Annotated in this window: 12 protein-coding genes; 3 read left to right on the forward strand and 9 right to left on the reverse strand. The window is 71.3% G+C overall.

Going from position 1 to position 15,920, the window contains the following annotated elements; all coding sequences use genetic code 11:
- Positions 1–13: 13 nt before the first annotated feature.
- From MILUP08_RS21225 to MILUP08_RS21240, 4 genes are all read right to left on the reverse strand, one after another.
- On the reverse strand, positions 14–538 hold the full coding sequence (locus MILUP08_RS21225) for a hypothetical protein (RefSeq protein ID WP_007461395.1): 525 nt from the start codon (positions 536–538) through the stop codon (positions 14–16).
- Entirely contained in the window at positions 535–2,001 is a 1,467-nt protein-coding gene (locus MILUP08_RS21230) for a sensor histidine kinase (protein WP_007461397.1), read from the reverse strand. Before MILUP08_RS21230 ends, MILUP08_RS21225 begins: the two co-directional genes overlap by 4 nt.
- Positions 1,998–2,693 carry a response regulator transcription factor gene (locus tag MILUP08_RS21235; RefSeq protein ID WP_007461399.1) on the reverse strand — a complete coding sequence of 232 codons (696 nt, stop codon included), beginning with the start codon at positions 2,691–2,693 and terminating at the stop codon, positions 1,998–2,000. Before MILUP08_RS21235 ends, MILUP08_RS21230 begins: the two co-directional genes overlap by 4 nt.
- Positions 2,694–2,761: 68 nt before the next feature.
- Positions 2,762–3,772, reverse strand: coding sequence for a phosphatase PAP2 family protein (locus MILUP08_RS21240; protein ID WP_007461401.1), 1,011 nt, complete (start codon positions 3,770–3,772; stop codon positions 2,762–2,764).
- 280 nt (positions 3,773–4,052) lie between these two features.
- Between MILUP08_RS21240 and MILUP08_RS21245 the strand changes: the two genes are divergently transcribed.
- Positions 4,053–4,556 (forward strand): winged helix-turn-helix domain-containing protein, encoded by a 504-nt coding sequence (locus MILUP08_RS21245; protein ID WP_007461403.1) that lies wholly within the window; start codon positions 4,053–4,055, stop codon positions 4,554–4,556.
- A gap of 179 nt (positions 4,557–4,735) precedes the next feature.
- Here the strand turns inward: MILUP08_RS21245 and MILUP08_RS21250 are convergent, their stop codons facing one another.
- The 3 genes from MILUP08_RS21250 to MILUP08_RS21260 form a co-directional block, all read right to left on the reverse strand.
- Positions 4,736–5,002, reverse strand: coding sequence for a hypothetical protein (locus MILUP08_RS21250; protein ID WP_007461405.1), 267 nt, complete (start codon positions 5,000–5,002; stop codon positions 4,736–4,738).
- Between the two features lie 249 nt (positions 5,003–5,251).
- Positions 5,252–6,430 (reverse strand): helix-turn-helix domain-containing protein, encoded by a 1,179-nt coding sequence (locus tag MILUP08_RS21255; RefSeq protein WP_007461409.1) that lies wholly within the window; start codon positions 6,428–6,430, stop codon positions 5,252–5,254.
- Between the two features lie 179 nt (positions 6,431–6,609).
- Positions 6,610–11,022, reverse strand: coding sequence for a S8 family serine peptidase (locus MILUP08_RS21260; RefSeq protein WP_007461411.1), 4,413 nt, complete (start codon positions 11,020–11,022; stop codon positions 6,610–6,612).
- Positions 11,023–11,264: 242 nt separating this feature from the next.
- On the opposite strand from MILUP08_RS21260, the gene MILUP08_RS21265 reads away from it, so the two are divergent.
- Complete coding sequence (locus MILUP08_RS21265) at positions 11,265–11,864, forward strand: winged helix-turn-helix domain-containing protein (protein WP_083915888.1); 600 nt, start codon at positions 11,265–11,267, stop codon at positions 11,862–11,864.
- Between the two features lie 301 nt (positions 11,865–12,165).
- Positions 12,166–13,722 carry an OFA family MFS transporter gene (locus MILUP08_RS21270; protein ID WP_007461415.1) on the forward strand — a complete coding sequence of 519 codons (1,557 nt, stop codon included), beginning with the start codon at positions 12,166–12,168 and terminating at the stop codon, positions 13,720–13,722.
- A gap of 88 nt (positions 13,723–13,810) precedes the next feature.
- Here the strand turns inward: MILUP08_RS21270 and nrfD are convergent, their stop codons facing one another.
- Together nrfD and MILUP08_RS21280 are read right to left on the reverse strand one after the other, a co-directional pair.
- Positions 13,811–14,869, reverse strand: coding sequence for an NrfD/PsrC family molybdoenzyme membrane anchor subunit (gene nrfD / locus MILUP08_RS21275; RefSeq protein ID WP_007461417.1), 1,059 nt, complete (start codon positions 14,867–14,869; stop codon positions 13,811–13,813).
- A complete protein-coding gene (locus tag MILUP08_RS21280) occupies positions 14,866–15,909 on the reverse strand; it encodes a 4Fe-4S dicluster domain-containing protein (RefSeq protein WP_007461419.1) in 1,044 nt (347 codons plus the stop codon). Before MILUP08_RS21280 ends, nrfD begins: the two co-directional genes overlap by 4 nt.
- Between the last annotated feature and the right edge of the window lie 11 nt (positions 15,910–15,920).

The raw sequence follows: 15,920 nt of genomic DNA on the forward strand, positions 1-15,920 counted from the left end.
GCGTACGCCCCGGTCACCCGAGCGGGCAGGGCCAGGGTGGCCGGGTGCCGTCCGGACCGACGAGGGTGACCGGGGCGGAACCCTGTCCCGACACGGCGAACACCACGGTGCAGATGATCTGGTTCGCCGCGACTGTCGACAACGGCAGCACGGCGCCCGACATCGTCACCGTGATGCCGGGCTCGTCGACACTCGGCGTCACCGTGGCCGGCGCGACGTCGGGTGGCACCTCGCTGCTGAGCCCGGCGCTCCGCTCGGACGGGGTGGGACCGGCCGCGAGCAGCGCGAGCGTCGCGGCCGGCAACGACGGACCGGGGCTGGGTTTCGTCGCTCGCAGGACCAGCGTCAGCTCGCCGTGCGAGATCAGGTAGAAGCCCGGGCCCGCCGACGGGCCGCTCACCGCGGCGCGCCCGGTGATGACGTCGCTGGGCCGGACTCCGCAGCCCGCCGTGAGCACTGTGAGCAGGAGCCCGCCCGCGAGCAGCATCCGCGCCGCGCGTCGGCGCGACACCGTGCGCCTGCGGCCTGCCCGGATCACCGTACGCCTCCGGCGTCCACTGTCTCCGCCGCCACCCGGGGCAGGCGCAGCGTGAACACCGCGCCGCAGTCGGGGGTGTTGCCCGCCACCAGACTCCCCGACTGACCGGCGTGCCGGTGCAGGCGCGCGTTCTCCCAGGCGATGGCGAGGCCGAGGCCACTGCCCTCGGAGCGGGTCCGCGCGGTGTCGGCCTTGTAGAAGCGGTCGAAGACGTGCGGCAGCACCTCCGGATCCAACCCGGGCCCCTGGTCGGCGACCTCGATCGTGATCCAGTCCGCTTCGGCGCGCAGGCGTACGGACACCGGCTCGGTGCCGTGCCGGAAGGCGTTGCCGACCAGGTTGGCGACTATGACGTCCAGCCGGCGGGGATCGAGCCGGGCGATGACACCGGACGGCAGGTCCGTCTGCACCCGATCGGCCCACCGCCGCAGCCGCAGGGTCGCGTTGATCGCCGCGGCGACGTCGACGTCGTCGAGGGCGAGCCGGGCGGTGCCGGAGTCGAACCTGCTGACCTCGATGAGGTCGTTGACCAGCTGGGTGAGGTTCTGCGTCTCCTGACTGACGAGCCGGGCGGCCTGCCCGGCGTCTCCCGGCAGCCGGTCCGCCTCCTCGTCCAGCACATCGGTGACCGCCGTCATCGCGGCCAGGGGCGTACGCAGTTCGTGCGACACGTCGGCCACGAAGCGCCGCGCGTCGGCCTCCATCCGCCGCAGCTCACCGACCTGATGCTCCAGGGTCCCGGCGGTGTCGTTGAAGGTGCGGGCCACGTCGGCCAGTTCGTCGACACCCCGGACGGTCAGCCGGGTGGACAGGTCACCCTCGCCGAGCCGGCGTGCCGCGCGGCCCAACTCCCGTACCGGCCGCAGCACGCCCTGGGCGGCCAGCAGGGCCAGCAGGACGGCGAGGATCAGGGAGAGACCGCCGGTCACCCACGCCAACCCGGCGAGCCGGTCGACGCTCTGCTGCTCCGTGACGAGGCTGCGCACCGAGTAGACCTCCACGCCCGACGGCACTGACGTTCCGTCGGACCGTTCGAACCTGAGCTGCGTGCCGATGAGCAGCACGGGCGTCCCGTAGCGCTCCACGCGCTGCCAGGCGACGCGACCGCCCGCCACCTCCTGCCGCAGCTCCGGGGTGACGATGTCGGCCGCGTCGGCGCGCTGCGACCACAGCTCCCCGTAGCGGACCACGGTGTCCACCTCCCGGTCGGAGAGGCTCTGGGCGAGCACGTCGAGTTCCTCCTGGGTCGGCGGCAGGCTGGCGACCGGGTACACCTTCGACAACTGGTCGGTGAGCGACGCCACCGCCGCGTCCTGCGCCTGCTGGAGGATGACGGTCCGGGCCTGGAAGTAGCTTCCGCTGGCCACCACCGCCGTGGTGGTCACGCCCAGCAGGGCGAAGGCCAGGAGCAGGCGGACGCGCAGGCCCAGTGCCATGGCGCGGGCCCGGTGCCAGGGGGTCACAGCGGCCCGAACCGGTATCCGAAGCCGCGTACGGTCTGGATGTAGACCGGTGCCGACGGCTCGTCCTCGATCTTGGCGCGCAGTCGCTGGACGCAGGCGTCCACCAGCCGCGAGTCGCCGAGGTACCCGTGCTCCCACACCGCCTCCAGCAGTTGCTGGCGGCTGAGCACCTGGCCTGGCGTGTGCGCGAGTTCGAGCAGCAGCCGCAGCTCCGTCGGGGCCAGGCTGACCGGCGCGCCGTCCTTGCTGACCACCAGCGCGGCCCGGTCGATGGTCAGGGCGCCGTGCTGGTGCAGTCCGGGCCGCTCGGGGCCGGGGCGCCGCGAGTCACCGCCGGTGCGTCGCAGCACCGCCCGGATGCGCGCCTCGAGCACCCGGGCCTGCACCGGCTTGACCACGTAGTCGTCGGCGCCCGCCTCCAGGCCGGCAACCACGTCCATGTCGTCGTTGCGGGCGGTGAGCATGATGATGGGCAGGTCGCCCTGCTGCCGGATCCGGCGGCACACTTCGAACCCGTCCATACCGGGCAGCATCAGATCGAGGACCACCACGTCGGACGCCGCGGTGCGCAGCCGTTCCAGGCCCTGTTCGCCGGTCGCCACGGCGACGACCGTGTGGCCCTGTCGGGTGAGCGCCAGTTGCAGTCCGTCGCGGACCGTCTGGTGATCTTCGATCAGCAGGACCTGTGGCATGCCGTCAAGTATCCCATCATGAGGATTCCTCGCTTTTGGTCGATGTCCTCCGGTCGGATATTGACCCGTCAACGGCGTGCCGTCCGGATTTCCGTCGTCAGCAGGCGCTCCATGGCCCCCGGGTCGGCCGGCCGCTGCCACTGTGGCGGACCGACCGGCCCGGCGAACTCCACTGACCGCACCAGGAACACCGCCACGCCCACCGCCACCACGCTCAGCCCGGCCGCCACCAGGACGGCCACGAGCGGCCCCCACGGCAGCGAGGCGGCCAGACCGGGCACCAGCACCCGAACCACCCAGCCGAGCACGATCAAGCCCGCCGCTCCCTCGGCGAGCAGGCGCCAGGCTCGGCCGACGACAGGCGTGGCACGCGGGTGGGACGCGTCGTCGACACCTCGGACCGTCAGCGCCGCCGAAGCCAGACAGAACAGCGCCATGCTCAGCAGGACGCCACCGAGCACGTCACTGAACCGGTGCCATCCCGCGATCATGGTGGCCGCGCCGATCACCGAGACACCCGCCGCGCCCGGCACGACAGACAATCGTCGGGCCCAGCCGGGTAGGACCAGCAGGAACGCCAGCACCAGAGCCGTCGCGACCGCGACATGCCCGCTGGGGAAGCTGTTGTGGGTGGTCGAGCCCTCGATCGCGAAATCCGGGCGGGGCAGGGCCGACTTCACCGCACCGGCCGTCGCGACCGCGCAGAGCACCATGCCCACCCCCGCGACGCCGGCCAGCAGCCGGCGGCCGAGCAGACCCACCGCCAACACCCCGCCGAGCAGGACGGCCAGCAGCGACGGGCTGCCGAAGGTCGCCAGGACGCTCTTCGCCGGCCCGACCAGGTCACTCTCCTGCTCGTAACCGCCGCCCCGCTCGGCGCGTGGCAGGAGCAGGCCGTCGATCCACTGACCCTGGTCGGTCCAGACGAACAGCACGCCGGTGAGGCCCAGGGTGAGCAGGAAACAGGCGGCGGCCCCGAGCAGCCGCAGGCACGGCGGCGCGGCGGCGCGACCGGCCGGCAGCGCTCGCGCGGGGTCGGGCGAGAACCGACCGACGGGGTACGACGATCCGTGAGACATGTCGACCATGCTCGGCCCACCAGGTCCGGACGCCGTCCGTGGATTGTCTTCGTTCTGTCACAACCACCGATCACCACCGGAAAAACCGGGCGATCCCGCGCCGTTGTCGCCAAGCCGTCCGCACGGCCGAGACATGAGGGTGCATTCACATGCTTACATGCAACTATGTTTTACCCAGCCGAGACGAGCCACCACTAGGGTCAGGACGCCGATCGATGGTCGTCCTCGGCGGTGCGAAAACCATCCGGAGTGATTGTGGGGAACCGGAAGGGGTTGGGCAATGCAGGGAATTCCGGTCGCCTCGCTGGTCATCGGCATCGCGTCCTCGCCGGCCGAGCGCCGGCAGTTGGCCCGTCTGCTCGGCGGGACCGACGCCTTCCTGATCGTCTCGAACGTGGACCAGGCACGGGAGTTCCTCGGGGTGGTCGAGATGCCCCCCGACGCGCCCGCGCCCGTCCCGACCGTGCTCGCGGAGGTGACACCGAGCCCGCAGCCACCGCCCGACCTGAGCGTCGACTCCGACCGCCGGGTGCTGCGCTGGCGCGACCAGGAGATCGACCTGACCCGGCTGGAGCACGACGTGCTGCTCTGCCTGGTCGACGCTCCCGGGCAGGTCTGGACCTACGAGCGTCTGCACCTCGAGGTCTGGGGCAACCGGCACCTCGGCCGCGGGTCGGACATGCACTCCGTGGTGCGTCGGGTGCGCCGCAAGCTCGCCCGGCTCGACGCCGCCGCCACGATCCACGCGGTCCGCGGCGTCGGCTTCCGGCTCACCCCCGTCTGAGCGATCGCGAACGACTGCTGAGGGGAGCAGCAGATCGTGGGCGACGAGCTGACCGAATGCCTCCGCCCACTCCCGACAGCGACCCCGCGCCTGGCAGACCGGGCAGCGACCATCAACGGCCTGGTGCTCGGCGAGGGTCCGCCGCCACCGCGCCTCGAGGCGGGCGAGCACGCGGACGATCACGGCCGCTCACCGGCCGCGGCGGCGGCCAGGACGTCGACGTTTACCAACACCTCGAAGCAGAACGGCCGGGAGCAGTCGGCGGACCTCCACGCGCAGTCCGGGCCGTGGCCGTACACCCAGGCGAAGCGGGGGTCATGAGATTCATGGACCGACACGATGACGATCTCGTGGTACGTCTGGCCCTCGATGCCCGGGCTGGGCTGCCACTCGGCAGGCCGCACCGACACCCGGGTGCCGGGGCCGGGCACCGGACGGACGGTCACCGGGGCGACCCGTCGCAGTGGTGGTGGACCGGTTTCCGGATCATCGGTTGCCCCTTTGCCTCACGAGCGGAGGCCGCCGGTCATGTCCGGTACGGCCGCCCCTGCCTCCTCGGCGGGGCCGGTGGTGCGGATCGTGCCCATCCCCTCGGGTCGGAAGAACACCGGCCAACGGCCCCGTGACCAGGACGCTACGGAACGTTTGACGGTGTCCGAACGATGCGGCTGTCCGCTGCCCGTCGACCCTGTCCGCTACTCCCCCGTGCGGGTCGGGCCGAACTGCTCGTACACGTCACGCAACTCGGCAGCCTCCGGTGCGCCCGTCTGCTCGACCCGGCGTAACACCTCCCGCGCCCGCCACCAGTTCGACGGCACCACCCGACCCGACGCGACGGCCTCGGCGGCGTACGCCGACGCCTCATCCGGTCGTCCGGCGGCGGCCAACGCCAACCCGAGGTCCAGTCGGGCCGATGCCGCCCGGCGGGGCCGCGTACCGCCGTCGCCCAGCGGATCCAGGTGGGCCAGCACCGACCGCGCGACGTGCTCGGCACCCGGGTCACCTGCCCATGCCAGCGTCGTGGCCGCGTACGCCTCAGCCTTTGCCGGGTCGTAGCGGTAGTGGTGCTCGGCCCGCTCCGGAACGGGCAGGTTCGCCGTCAAACGCTCCACCCGGTCCAGCGCCTGGCGCGTCTCGCGGACGACACCCATCCGCGCCCAGGCCCGCGCCTCCTGCGCCGTCGCCTGAATGTGCGCGGAGCTGCCGACCGGCGCGACCTGCTGCGCCTGCTGCGACAGCTCCAGGGCGCCTCGATAGTCGCCGAAGGTCAGCACCTCCCATGCCCGGGTCTCCAGACACCAGCCCTGAATCTCCGGATGCTCGGCATGGCTGGCGAGCCCGGATGCCGCGGCGAGGTGCGCGGCGGCGGCACCCGGCTGCTGCAGGTCGATGTGCACGGTGGCGCGCAGGACGGCGAGCCAGCCGCCCGCGACGACGAGACGCCGTTGCTGAGCGAGGGTGACCCGGCCGTCGAGTAGTCGGGTGACGTAGGCGAGGTGCCGGCGCACCATCGGCAACAGATCGACCGGAGCCGTGACGGGGTACAGGCTGGCGAGGTCGTCCACACCCTGCTCGATGCGCGTGAGGGTTTCGGCGCTGACGTCGCTGGCGGCGACCCGTTGCAGCAGATCGTCGGCTTCGGCTTGGTGGTCGACGGGCGCGCTCACCAGACGGACCAGGGCGCCGTCGGCGTTCAGGGCCCGGTCGAGGTGCTCGGCGGTCTCCACGGTGGGCGCCTTGGTGGCGGTCTCAAGCTCGTGCAGATGACTCTTGCCTCGGTGGGTGAGCTGACCGAGGGCGCGCAGGGACAGGCCGGATTCCCTGCGGAGTTGGCGGAGTGTGCTGCCGAAGCGGGGATCGACGTGGGACGTCATGGCGGTGCTCCCAGGTAGCGGTCTGGGCGGTGGCCCGCCGACCGCTGCAACCGACGGCACCACCGGGAATCACGCTACCCGCCGTGTGGTGTCCGGTCACCCACTGCCGCGAACGGTCCGGCCCGCCTGGTCGAGACCAGGCGGGCCGGATCGGTGCGCTACCGCTTACCGCTCAGGTGTCAGCACCGGATGGGCGCCAACGCGAAGTTCTCCACGGCGGGAGTGGCGGTGTCGATCTTCGTCTGACGGGTCTGGGGCTTCCAGCCGTCCTTGGCGACGATCAGCGTGAGCGGGTTGTTCCGCCGGTCCACCCAGTAGGCGTACTTGCCGGCGCTGTCGGTCGCGAACGTCCACGACATCGCCCACGAGTCGACCTGGACCACCGCGCCGGCGATCGGTGCGGTCGCGCCCTGGCAACTGGTCCCGGTCACCGTTCCCATCAGCTTGCCCCAGGTCTTCGGGGGCGTCGCCGTCATGGTCACCGTCACCGGCGCCACCGAGTACGGCGTGTTCTCCCTGATCGTGACCGCACCGGAGTAGGTGCCCGGCTGGTCCACGTTCGCCGTCATCCCGACGGTGACCGTGACCTTCTCACCCGGCGCGAGGGTGACCGTCGACTTGTCGATCGTCATCCAGCTGACGTCGGCCGCGGCCTCGGCGCACCCCTCGAAGCCCGGCAGCACCTCGCTGTCCGGTGCCGCGTTGAAGCTGCCCGACGAGCCGCCGATCTTGTAGAAGCCGCACGCCGCGCCGCCGCGGTACCGGGCGGTGTTGGCGTTCGGCAGGTTCGACCACGAACTGGTGGCCGGGTCGAAGGCGAAGCCGGCGTTGCTGATGGCGCCGCCCTGCGAACCGCCCACGACGAGGAGCTTGCCGCTGGCCACCGCGTACGAGCTGGCCCAGTTGTCCGTCGGCGCATCCGCGATCGCGGTCCACGTGTCGGCGCCCGGGTCGTAGGCGTAGCTGGCCTTCTGCGCCGCGGTGCCGTCGTTGCCACCCGTGCAGTAGAGGACGCCGTCGATCCCGCCGCAGGAGGCGAAGGCCACCGACTTCGGGTAGTTCGCAAGCGTCTCCCAGGCGTCGGTGCCCGGGTCGTAGCGGACCACCGTGTTCGACATCGGCACGCAGCCCGAGGTGGTGCAGCCACCGACGGCGTAGAGCTTGCCGTCGACGACCGCCTGCCCGGCCGCGGCGCGCGGCGCCGGGTTGTCGGCCAGGTCCGTCCAGGTGTTGGCCCCCGGGTCGTACGACCAGGTGGCGGCGTCCGGACCGGCGGCGCCCCAACCACCGGTTGCGATGATCTTCCCGCCGATCACACCCACCGTGAGCGCGTTGCGGGCGTCGGGCAGGTCGGCCACCGCCGTCCAGGTCTGCGCGACCGGGTCGTAGGCGTAGGTCTTCACTGTGGAGGCGCTTCCGTCGCCACCGCCGATCGAGTAGACCTTGCCGTCCAGGGTGACCACCCGGTTGTCCATGATGTTGGCCGGGAAGTCGGTGATGTCCGTCCACGGAGCGGCCTGCGGGCCGGGCGCGGCGGGGGTCGCCGTCGCCGCTTTGCCGGACGCCCTGGCCGTGAACGACGTCGGGACGCTCAACCGCTGCTCCGGTGCGCCGGCCGCGCCGAGCACCTGTTGCCGGGTCACCCGGGAACCGTCCGCCCGCAGCAGCTCGAAGCCGTCGTCACGCTCACCGAAAGCGACCTCGACCGGCGCGCCGCCGGTGTTGGTCACGGTGAACGTCCTGGTTGCCTTACCGCTGGGCATCTGGACCGTCGCGCTCACCTGGGTGGGCGTCACCGACAACCGGCCGGCCGCGAGGACGAAGTTCGCGGTGGTGGCCCAGTCGGCCTCGACGTCGACCTGCTTGCTCTGGCTGACGTAGTTGCCGGCCGTCGCGGTGAACTTGTGGGTGCCGGTAAGCGTCGAGTAGATCCAGTAGAACCCGTCGGGCAGCCCCGGGTCGTCCGGGGTCGCCACGGTGACCGCCTTCTCGGCGGGCCGGTCGTTGCTGGTGACGGTGGCCCCGTTGATGTAGCTGCTGTCGTTCTTGTCGCGGACGTTGCCCACGACCAGGCCGCCGTCGACAGGCACGCAGGTGACCTGGCTGCCGATGAGGACGTTGTCGACCTCCCACCACCACTCGTACGAGGCGTCGTAGTAGTGGAACCGCACCTGGACCTGCGCCTTGCCGGCCGCCTGCGGGATCGGGATCTCGGTGAGCTTCGGGCCCCGGACGTCGGTCTCCTGGCGGAGCACGTTCGTCCAGGTCGCGCCGTTGTCGATGCTCAGGTCGACGTCGGCGGTGTCGTCGTTCAACTGGTTGAAGTCCTGGTTGAACCGGATGACCGGGGCCGTGACGCCGGTCAGGTCGACCGCCGGGCTGACCAGGGAGGTGTCCTGGCTGGTGCCCGCGCCGTACGCGTCACTGTCGATCATCGCGAAGTTGCCGCTGCCACCGGTCAGGTTGCCCCGGTCGCCGTCGTCGGTGAACTTCCAGACGTCACCGCTGCCCGCGTTGTCGACCACCGTCCAGCCGGCCGGCGTGGTCGTCGCGTCGAAGGTCTCGTACTCGCCGTCGGAGCCGAACGTGTAGCCGGGCGCCGTCGTGCAGGTGGTGGTGTCCACCGGCACCGCGACGTTGGCTGTCACGTTGCGGGTGCCGACCACGACCTCCTTGGTGACGGTCTGGTAGCCCGGGTACTGCGACTCGTACGTCAGGGTGTACGTCTGCCCGGCCGGCAGCGTGATGCTGTATCGGCCGTTCGAGGGTGTCGTGTAGTCGTACACGCCGGACACGCCGCTCACGGTCACCTTGGCGTACAGCGGCCAGCCGTGGCCGGAGCCGTCGGTGACCGCGCCGGTGACGTTGACCCGTGGCACCGCCGTCAGGGCGACGTCGAGCGTCGTGGTCGCGCGTTTGGTGACAGTCGCGGTCTTCGTGGTGCTGCCGTACCCGAATGCCGTCACGACGACCTGGTAGTCGCCGGTCGGGACCTGGGTCGAGTACTTTCCGTCGGCGCCGGTGGTGATCTCACGCGAGGTCGGCCCGGTGAGCGTCACTGTCGCGCCGGCGATCGGGGCGCCGGTGGCCGCGTCGGTGACCGTGCCGGCCAGGGTGCCGACATCGCCGGTCGGGGCCGCGGCGAGCAGCGCGAGGGCGTCCAGTCGGCCCTCACCGTAGACGTTGTTGTCTGCGGCCGTGCCGCCGCACTGGTCGTCGGCCTTGTCGATCGCGGTGCCGTTGAGCAGCGCGCGGGTCCCGTCGACGTCACCGATGAGGGTCGGCGCCGCCGAGTACAGCAGGGCGATCGCGCCCACCAGGTGCGGGGCGGCCATCGACGTGCCGCTGGCGCTGCCGTACCCGTTGCCGGGGACACTCGACCGGACGTTCACGCCCGGCGCGGAGATGTTGGGCTTGATCTCGCCGTTCTGCCCGGTGCCCCGGGCCGAGAAGCTGGCGATGGTGTTGTTGACGTCGTACGCGCCCGTCGAGTAGTTGCTGGCGAGGCTGCCCGGTGAGCCGCTGGTCTGGCACGCCGGCCCGCTGTTGCCGTTGGAGAAGACGCCGAAGATGCCCGACGCGGCCCAGGCCAGCGTCACGTCCTCCATGAAGGGCTCGTTGGACGGGTCCCGGGTGCCCCAGGAGTTGTTGATGATGTTCGGCCGCTTGCTGGCGTCCGGGTTCTGACCGCTGAGGTCGGTCGGTTCGAGCATCCACTGGCCGGATTCGATCAGCGCGGCGTCGGTGGGGCAGCAGCCGTTCGCCGCGATCCACTTGACCCCGGGCGCGACACCGATCTGGTTCGCGCCGGCGGAGCCGGCCATGGTGCCCATGGTGTGCGTACCGTGGCCGTCGTCGTCGCACGGCGCGTCGGCGCACGTCCCGGCGGCGTTGAACCAGTTGTAGTTGTGGTCGAACGTGCCGTCGCCGTTGTTGCCGCGGTAGGAGTTCACCAACGCGGGGTGGTCGTACTGCACGCCGCTGTCGATGCTCGCGATGGTGACGCCCTCGCCGGTGACGCCGTACTGGGACCAGACGTCGTCGGCGTTGATGTTGGCGACGCCCCACTCGACGGCGTTGACGGTCTTCTCGTCGGTGCCCTTGGTGAGTTCCGGCAGCTGGTAGGCGACCGGGGCGTAGAGGCCCTCGACCTCCGCGTGGGCGGCGAACTTCTGCGCCATCGCCAGGGAGCCGCTGTTCACCTTGATGGCGTTGGTGGCCCAGAACGTCTGGTACTTCGTACCGGAGCTGTCGAGTTCGGCGCGGATCTTGCCCTGGCTCCCGGCGGCGGTCTCCCGCAGCGTCTGCGCGACGGCCGCGCCGCGCTTCGTCCAGTCCTTGATGGAGCTGGCCTTGCTCAGGTCGGCCCGGTCCTTGAAGCGAATCCAGAAGTCCCCTGCGCTCTTGGCCTCGAGCTGGCGGGCGAGCTCCGGTCGGATCTTGTCCCCGGCGGCGGTGCCCGCTCCCAGCGAACCGGGCGCGGCCTGCGCGCCGGAGCCGACGCTGGCCAGGCATGTGGCGGCGAGGATCGTCGCCGCGCTGGCGCTGACCAGTGATCTGGCCGTGCGTCTCCATTGTGGACGTCTGAACATCGGTGCTGCCTCCCTCAGAACGACCCAGGGTGTAGTGGGCCATGGTGAGAAGTGCCAGAGATCCAACTCGATGGAACCGAGCGACTGGACCCCTCATGCCTCCCCATGCACCGCGCGGGTCACGCCGGTTGCCCGAGTGGACACTATGATCGAGAGGAACGGACGATCAAGAACTTGCCGTGAGCATCTTGTCGCTAACGGTTGCCCTGCTGGCGGCGCGCTTGCCAATCATTGTCAGGACCATGACGATAGCCGGGCAGGGATTCCCATCGATCCCGGGCGGTGTGGTGGCCGAGGACGACGAAACGGTGTTGGGCGGGGCTGATCCGGCCGACGAACCGTTTCCGTTGCTGATCGCGGTGACGCCGTCGCCGGCCGAGCGCATCCGGCTCGCGGAGCGTCTCGACGGCATCGCGCCTCTGCTGCTGGTGGCCGACCTCGACGAGCTGCGCCGACTGATCTCGGTTCCGCGGCAGCGAGCCGGGCCGCCCGGCGAGCCACCGCCGAGCCCGACGCCGACCACCGAGCCGGACCCGGCCCTGGTCATCGACTCGGCCCGGTCCACCGCACGGTACGGGGCCCGTGAGGTCGACCTGACCCGCCTGGAACACGACCTGCTGACCTGTCTGATCACCGAGCCGGTCCGGACCTGGAGCTACGCCGAGCTGCACCGCTCGGTCTGGCACGACGAGGGGCGCGAGCGCAGGGCGGACGTGCAGTCCCTGGTGAAGCGACTGCGGCGCAAGTTGCGGGACCTCGACGCCGGTGCCACGATCGAGGCCGTACGCGGTGTCGGGCTGCGCCTCACCGGCCGGCAGGAGCCGCGGATCGGGCGTGCCTGACGGCTGCCTGATGTGGGCAGTTCCTCAGCACGCCCGCCTGTTTTCCCGTAACCGCAAGCCGTGGACCGGCGACCACGTAACGTGAGACACAGCCGATCAACGGCGAACGCCGGACGTGCGTCGGGCCGCCAGGTGGCGGCGGAAGCCGCCCGGTCATCCGCCGGGAGTCCGGTGCGATTCCCCGACCCGGTGCCCTCCGGGCATGCGCGGATTCCGCCCCGGGGGCGATGCGACGGTACGCGGGCTCCGGACAGCTGCGCGCCGCCGGCCTGCCCACTCAGCCGCAGGAGGTGCGGAGCCCATGCTGTCGGTATTCGACCCTCGGCACACCGTCGCGCCCCCGGGATACAGCCGCTGGCTCATCCCGACCGCGGCGCTGGCCGTGCACGTCTGCATCGGCCAGGTCTACGCGACGAGCGTCTACAAGAACTCCCTCATCGCGCACTTCGACACCAGTCAGACGGCGATCGGGGCGATCTTCAGCATCGCCATCGTCATGCTTGGTTCGTCGGCGGCGGTGGGTGGCAGGTGGGTGGAGCGCAACGGCCCCCGCCGGGCCATGTTCGTCTCGGCCTGCTTCTGGGCCACCGGTTTCCTGGTCGGCGCGCTCGGCATCGCGACCCAGCAACTCTGGCTGCTCTACCTCGGCTACGGCGTCATCGGCGGCATCGGGCTGGGCATCGGCTACATCTCGCCCGTCTCCACGCTGATCAAGTGGTTCCCGGACCGGCCGGGTCTCGCCACCGGTCTGGCGATCATGGGATTCGGCGGTGGCGCCCTGGTCGCCGGTCCGCTGGCGCGTCAGTTGCTGTCGCTCTACGACTCCGACTACAACCCGGCCAACCCCGCCGCGGTGGCGTCGGGTTCCGCGCTGGTGGGGCTCTTCGTCACGTTCGGCATCGGCTACTTCGTGATCATGATGTTCGGCCCGTTCAACGTCCGGGTTCCTCCACCGGACTGGCGGCCCGCCGGGTTCGACCCCGCTCGCGTCGCCACCCGGTCGCTGGTGACGAGGGCGAGTGTGTCCGCGTCCAACGCCGTGCGGACCCGTTCGTTCTGGCTGCTGTGGATCGTGCTGTTCTGCAACGTCACGGCGGGTATCGGCATCCTGGAGCAGGCCAGCCCGATGATCCAGGACTTCTTCCGGGACAACGGTTCCACAGCCGTCTCGGTGTCGGCCGCGGCCGGCTTCGTGGGTGTGCTGTCGCTGTTCAACATGGCCGGCCGGTTCGTCTGGTCGACGACGTCGGACCTCATCGGCCGCAAGCCCATCTACCTGATCTACCTGGGCGTCGGCATGGTGCTCTACGCCCTGCTCGCCGTCGCCGGGCACGCCGCGACAGCCGTCTTCGTGCTGATCGCCGCGCTGATCATCTCCTTCTACGGCGGCGGCTTCGCCACCATGCCCGCGTACCTGCGGGACCTCTTCGGCACCTTCCAGGTCGGCGCGATCCACGGCCGGCTGCTGACGGCCTGGTCGGCGGCGGGTGTCGCCGGGCCGTTGATCGTCAACCGCATCCTCGACACGCAGGGCAAGCCCGGCACGCTCACCGCCTCGGCGTACCGTCCCGCGCTGTTCACCATGGTCGGTGTCCTCGCCATCGGTTTCGTCGCCAACCTGCTGGTCCGCGCCGTTCCCGACCGGTTCCACGAGCCGGACCGGGGTTCGACCTCGCCCGTGGCGCGCGCCAGCGTGACCGAGCCGGTCGCGCTCGGCCCGCAGAGCAGGCCGCCGGTGCCCGAGCACGTCGGCGGCCAGACCGGGCGGCTCTGGTTGTCCTGGTTGCTCGTCGCGGCGCTGCTCGGCTACGGGATCGTCCAGACCGCCATCACCGCCGCGAAGCTGTTCACCGGCTGACGCGACGACCGGTCGTCGTGGCCGGGCCGAGTGCTCGCAAACGGAAGGCGCCCACCGTGAAGGGGCGCCTTCCGTTTCGCCGATCCGCTCAGAGCGGGGCGGTCGACCGGTTCTCGGCGAGCCGCTCCCGTTGTGGCACGACCGTGTACTTCGGATCGAGTGCCGACACCCGCCCCGCCTCGAAGACGCCGAACCGGGTGGCGACCGACGATGCCACGAGGGCGACGCCGGAGATCGTCGACAGGACCCGGCTGCGTCGGCTGACCAGCGCCGCGGCAGTACCCACGGCGAGCAGGGCGCGGCCCGCCTTGACCAGCCGGCCGCTGCGGCCGTGCGTGTAGGGCTCGCTGGTGAGGCCCTGCCGCTCCAGCTGGTGCCCTCCAACAAATTCGACGGCCGCGCCGGCCAGGGCGAGTCGTCGCAGTGGGGCGGTCTCCGTGGCCGGTGCCGCGATCAGGCCGACCCCGGACGCGGCCGCGAGCGCGCTGCCGGCGAAGACGAACGGCAACGACGGGTAGGCGTCGTGCCAGGACGGCACGGCCGTGTCCGCGAGCAGCACCCCGGTGTACGTCGCCAGCGCCGGCGCGGTGGCCGCGGCGGCCAGGCCGGCGATATTGCCGACGGGCGGTGCGATCCGACGGGCGAGGCCGAGCACACCGTGCTGCGGGAGCAGCGGCGCGAGCTCGGCGACCGCGGCCACGCCGGCCAGCGGTCCGAACGCGGCGAGGATCCAGGTGCCGACCGACATCGGCGAGGTCACCTTGGCCACCCGGAGCATGTGATGGAACCGGGCCGGCCGGCCGAGGTCGTGCACCAGCAGGTACGTGCTGGCGGCGACGCCGCCGAGGGCCGTCCAACGGCCCACCTTGCGCAGGCCGGGTCGTCCGGTCAGTTGGGCGCCCGCGCCGATCAGCGCGCTCCCGGCGGCGAGGCCTCCGGCGAACAGGTAGCCGGCGATGTCGTACTTCCACACCGGCGCTTTGAGGATCGGACGGCCGTAGTAGGAGGCGAAGTCGGCCGGTGGCACCGTGAGCTGCTCGCCGCCGTCGCCGCGACCCCGGCGCTTCCCGTCGGGCTGGTCGACGCCGTCCTGGAACTCGCGGAACCGGGCGCCGACCGGCTCGTGGGGTGGCGTCGCGTCTGTCATGGCCGCCCGCCCAGGAACGCGACAGCCGTGGCGACAGCCATCGTCAGCGCGGCGAGGCCGGCACGCTTCCACATGGCCGGCAGGTCGCGGGTGGTCACGATCGGGTCCGGTGGTAGGCCGTACACCTCGGGCTCGTCCAGCAGCAGGAAGAACGCCCCGTCACCACCGACGCCGTCGTTCGGGTCGTGCCCGTACAACCGCGCCTCCGGCACTCCATGCTCGTGCAGCTTCGCCACCCGCGCGGCGGCCCGCTCCCGCAACTCGTCCAGTTCGCCGTACTGGATCGACTCCGTCGGACACGCCTGCGCACACGCCGGGGTCATCCCCGCCCCGAGCCGGTCGTAGCACAGCGTGCACTTCCAGGCCCGACCGTCGTCCTTGCGCTGATCGATGACGCCGTACGGGCAGGCGGAGATGCAGTAGCCGCAGCCATTGCAGATGTCCTCCTGCACCACCACGGTGCCGAACTCCGTCCGGAACAGGGACCCTGTCGGGCAGACGTCCAGGCAGGCCGCGTGGGTGCAGTGTTTGCACACGTCCGACATCATCAACCAGCGGAAGTCCGTCCGCCCCTCCGCTCCCGAACCTCTCCCCGGCGGTTGCCCGCCCGGCATCCCCAGGAACTCCGGGCCACCCGACATGCGGGCCGCCGCACCGGGCGAGCCGGGCGTAAGGCCCGGATCGGTTCCGGTGTCGGTGCCGGTACGCGCGCCGACGGCCGCCGTGAGCGGGCTGACCGATGGCCCGTCGGGTTGCTCCTGAAACGCCGGGGTCGCCCAGCCGACCGAGCGGGGCTGCTCCACGAACGCGACGTGCCGCCACGAGTTGGCGGTCAGCGCGCCCGTGTTGTCGTACGACATGCCCAGCAGGTCGAGCCCACTCTCGGGGACGCCGTTCCACTCCTTGCAGGCCACCTCGCACGCTTTGCAGCCGATGCAGACGCTGGTGTCGGTGAAGAACCCCATCCTCGGCGGTGGGTTCTCGTAGCCGGCGTCCGGTGCGGGATCCAGCGGACCGTACAGGGCGTTGGCGTGGGGCATCGGTCAGGCCT

The organism is Micromonospora lupini str. Lupac 08 (assembly GCF_000297395.2).
Classification (GTDB): Bacteria; Actinomycetota; Actinomycetes; order Mycobacteriales; family Micromonosporaceae; genus Micromonospora; species Micromonospora lupini.

Coding starts and splice junctions, on each gene's coding strand:
- MILUP08_RS21235 (WP_007461399.1), bottom strand. CDS start 2,693: ATGCCACAGGTCCTGCTGATCGAAGATCACCAGACGGTCCGCGACGGA.
- MILUP08_RS21255 (WP_007461409.1), bottom strand. CDS start 6,430: ATGACGTCCCACGTCGATCCCCGCTTCGGCAGCACACTCCGCCAACTC.
- MILUP08_RS21240 (WP_007461401.1), bottom strand. CDS start 3,772: ATGTCTCACGGATCGTCGTACCCCGTCGGTCGGTTCTCGCCCGACCCC.
- MILUP08_RS21245 (WP_007461403.1), top strand. CDS start 4,053: ATGCAGGGAATTCCGGTCGCCTCGCTGGTCATCGGCATCGCGTCCTCG.
- MILUP08_RS21280 (WP_007461419.1), bottom strand. CDS start 15,909: ATGCCCCACGCCAACGCCCTGTACGGTCCGCTGGATCCCGCACCGGAC.
- MILUP08_RS21260 (WP_007461411.1), bottom strand. CDS start 11,022: ATGTTCAGACGTCCACAATGGAGACGCACGGCCAGATCACTGGTCAGC.
- nrfD (WP_007461417.1), bottom strand. CDS start 14,869: ATGACAGACGCGACGCCACCCCACGAGCCGGTCGGCGCCCGGTTCCGC.
- MILUP08_RS21270 (WP_007461415.1), top strand. CDS start 12,166: ATGCTGTCGGTATTCGACCCTCGGCACACCGTCGCGCCCCCGGGATAC.
- MILUP08_RS21265 (WP_083915888.1), top strand. CDS start 11,265: ATGACGATAGCCGGGCAGGGATTCCCATCGATCCCGGGCGGTGTGGTG.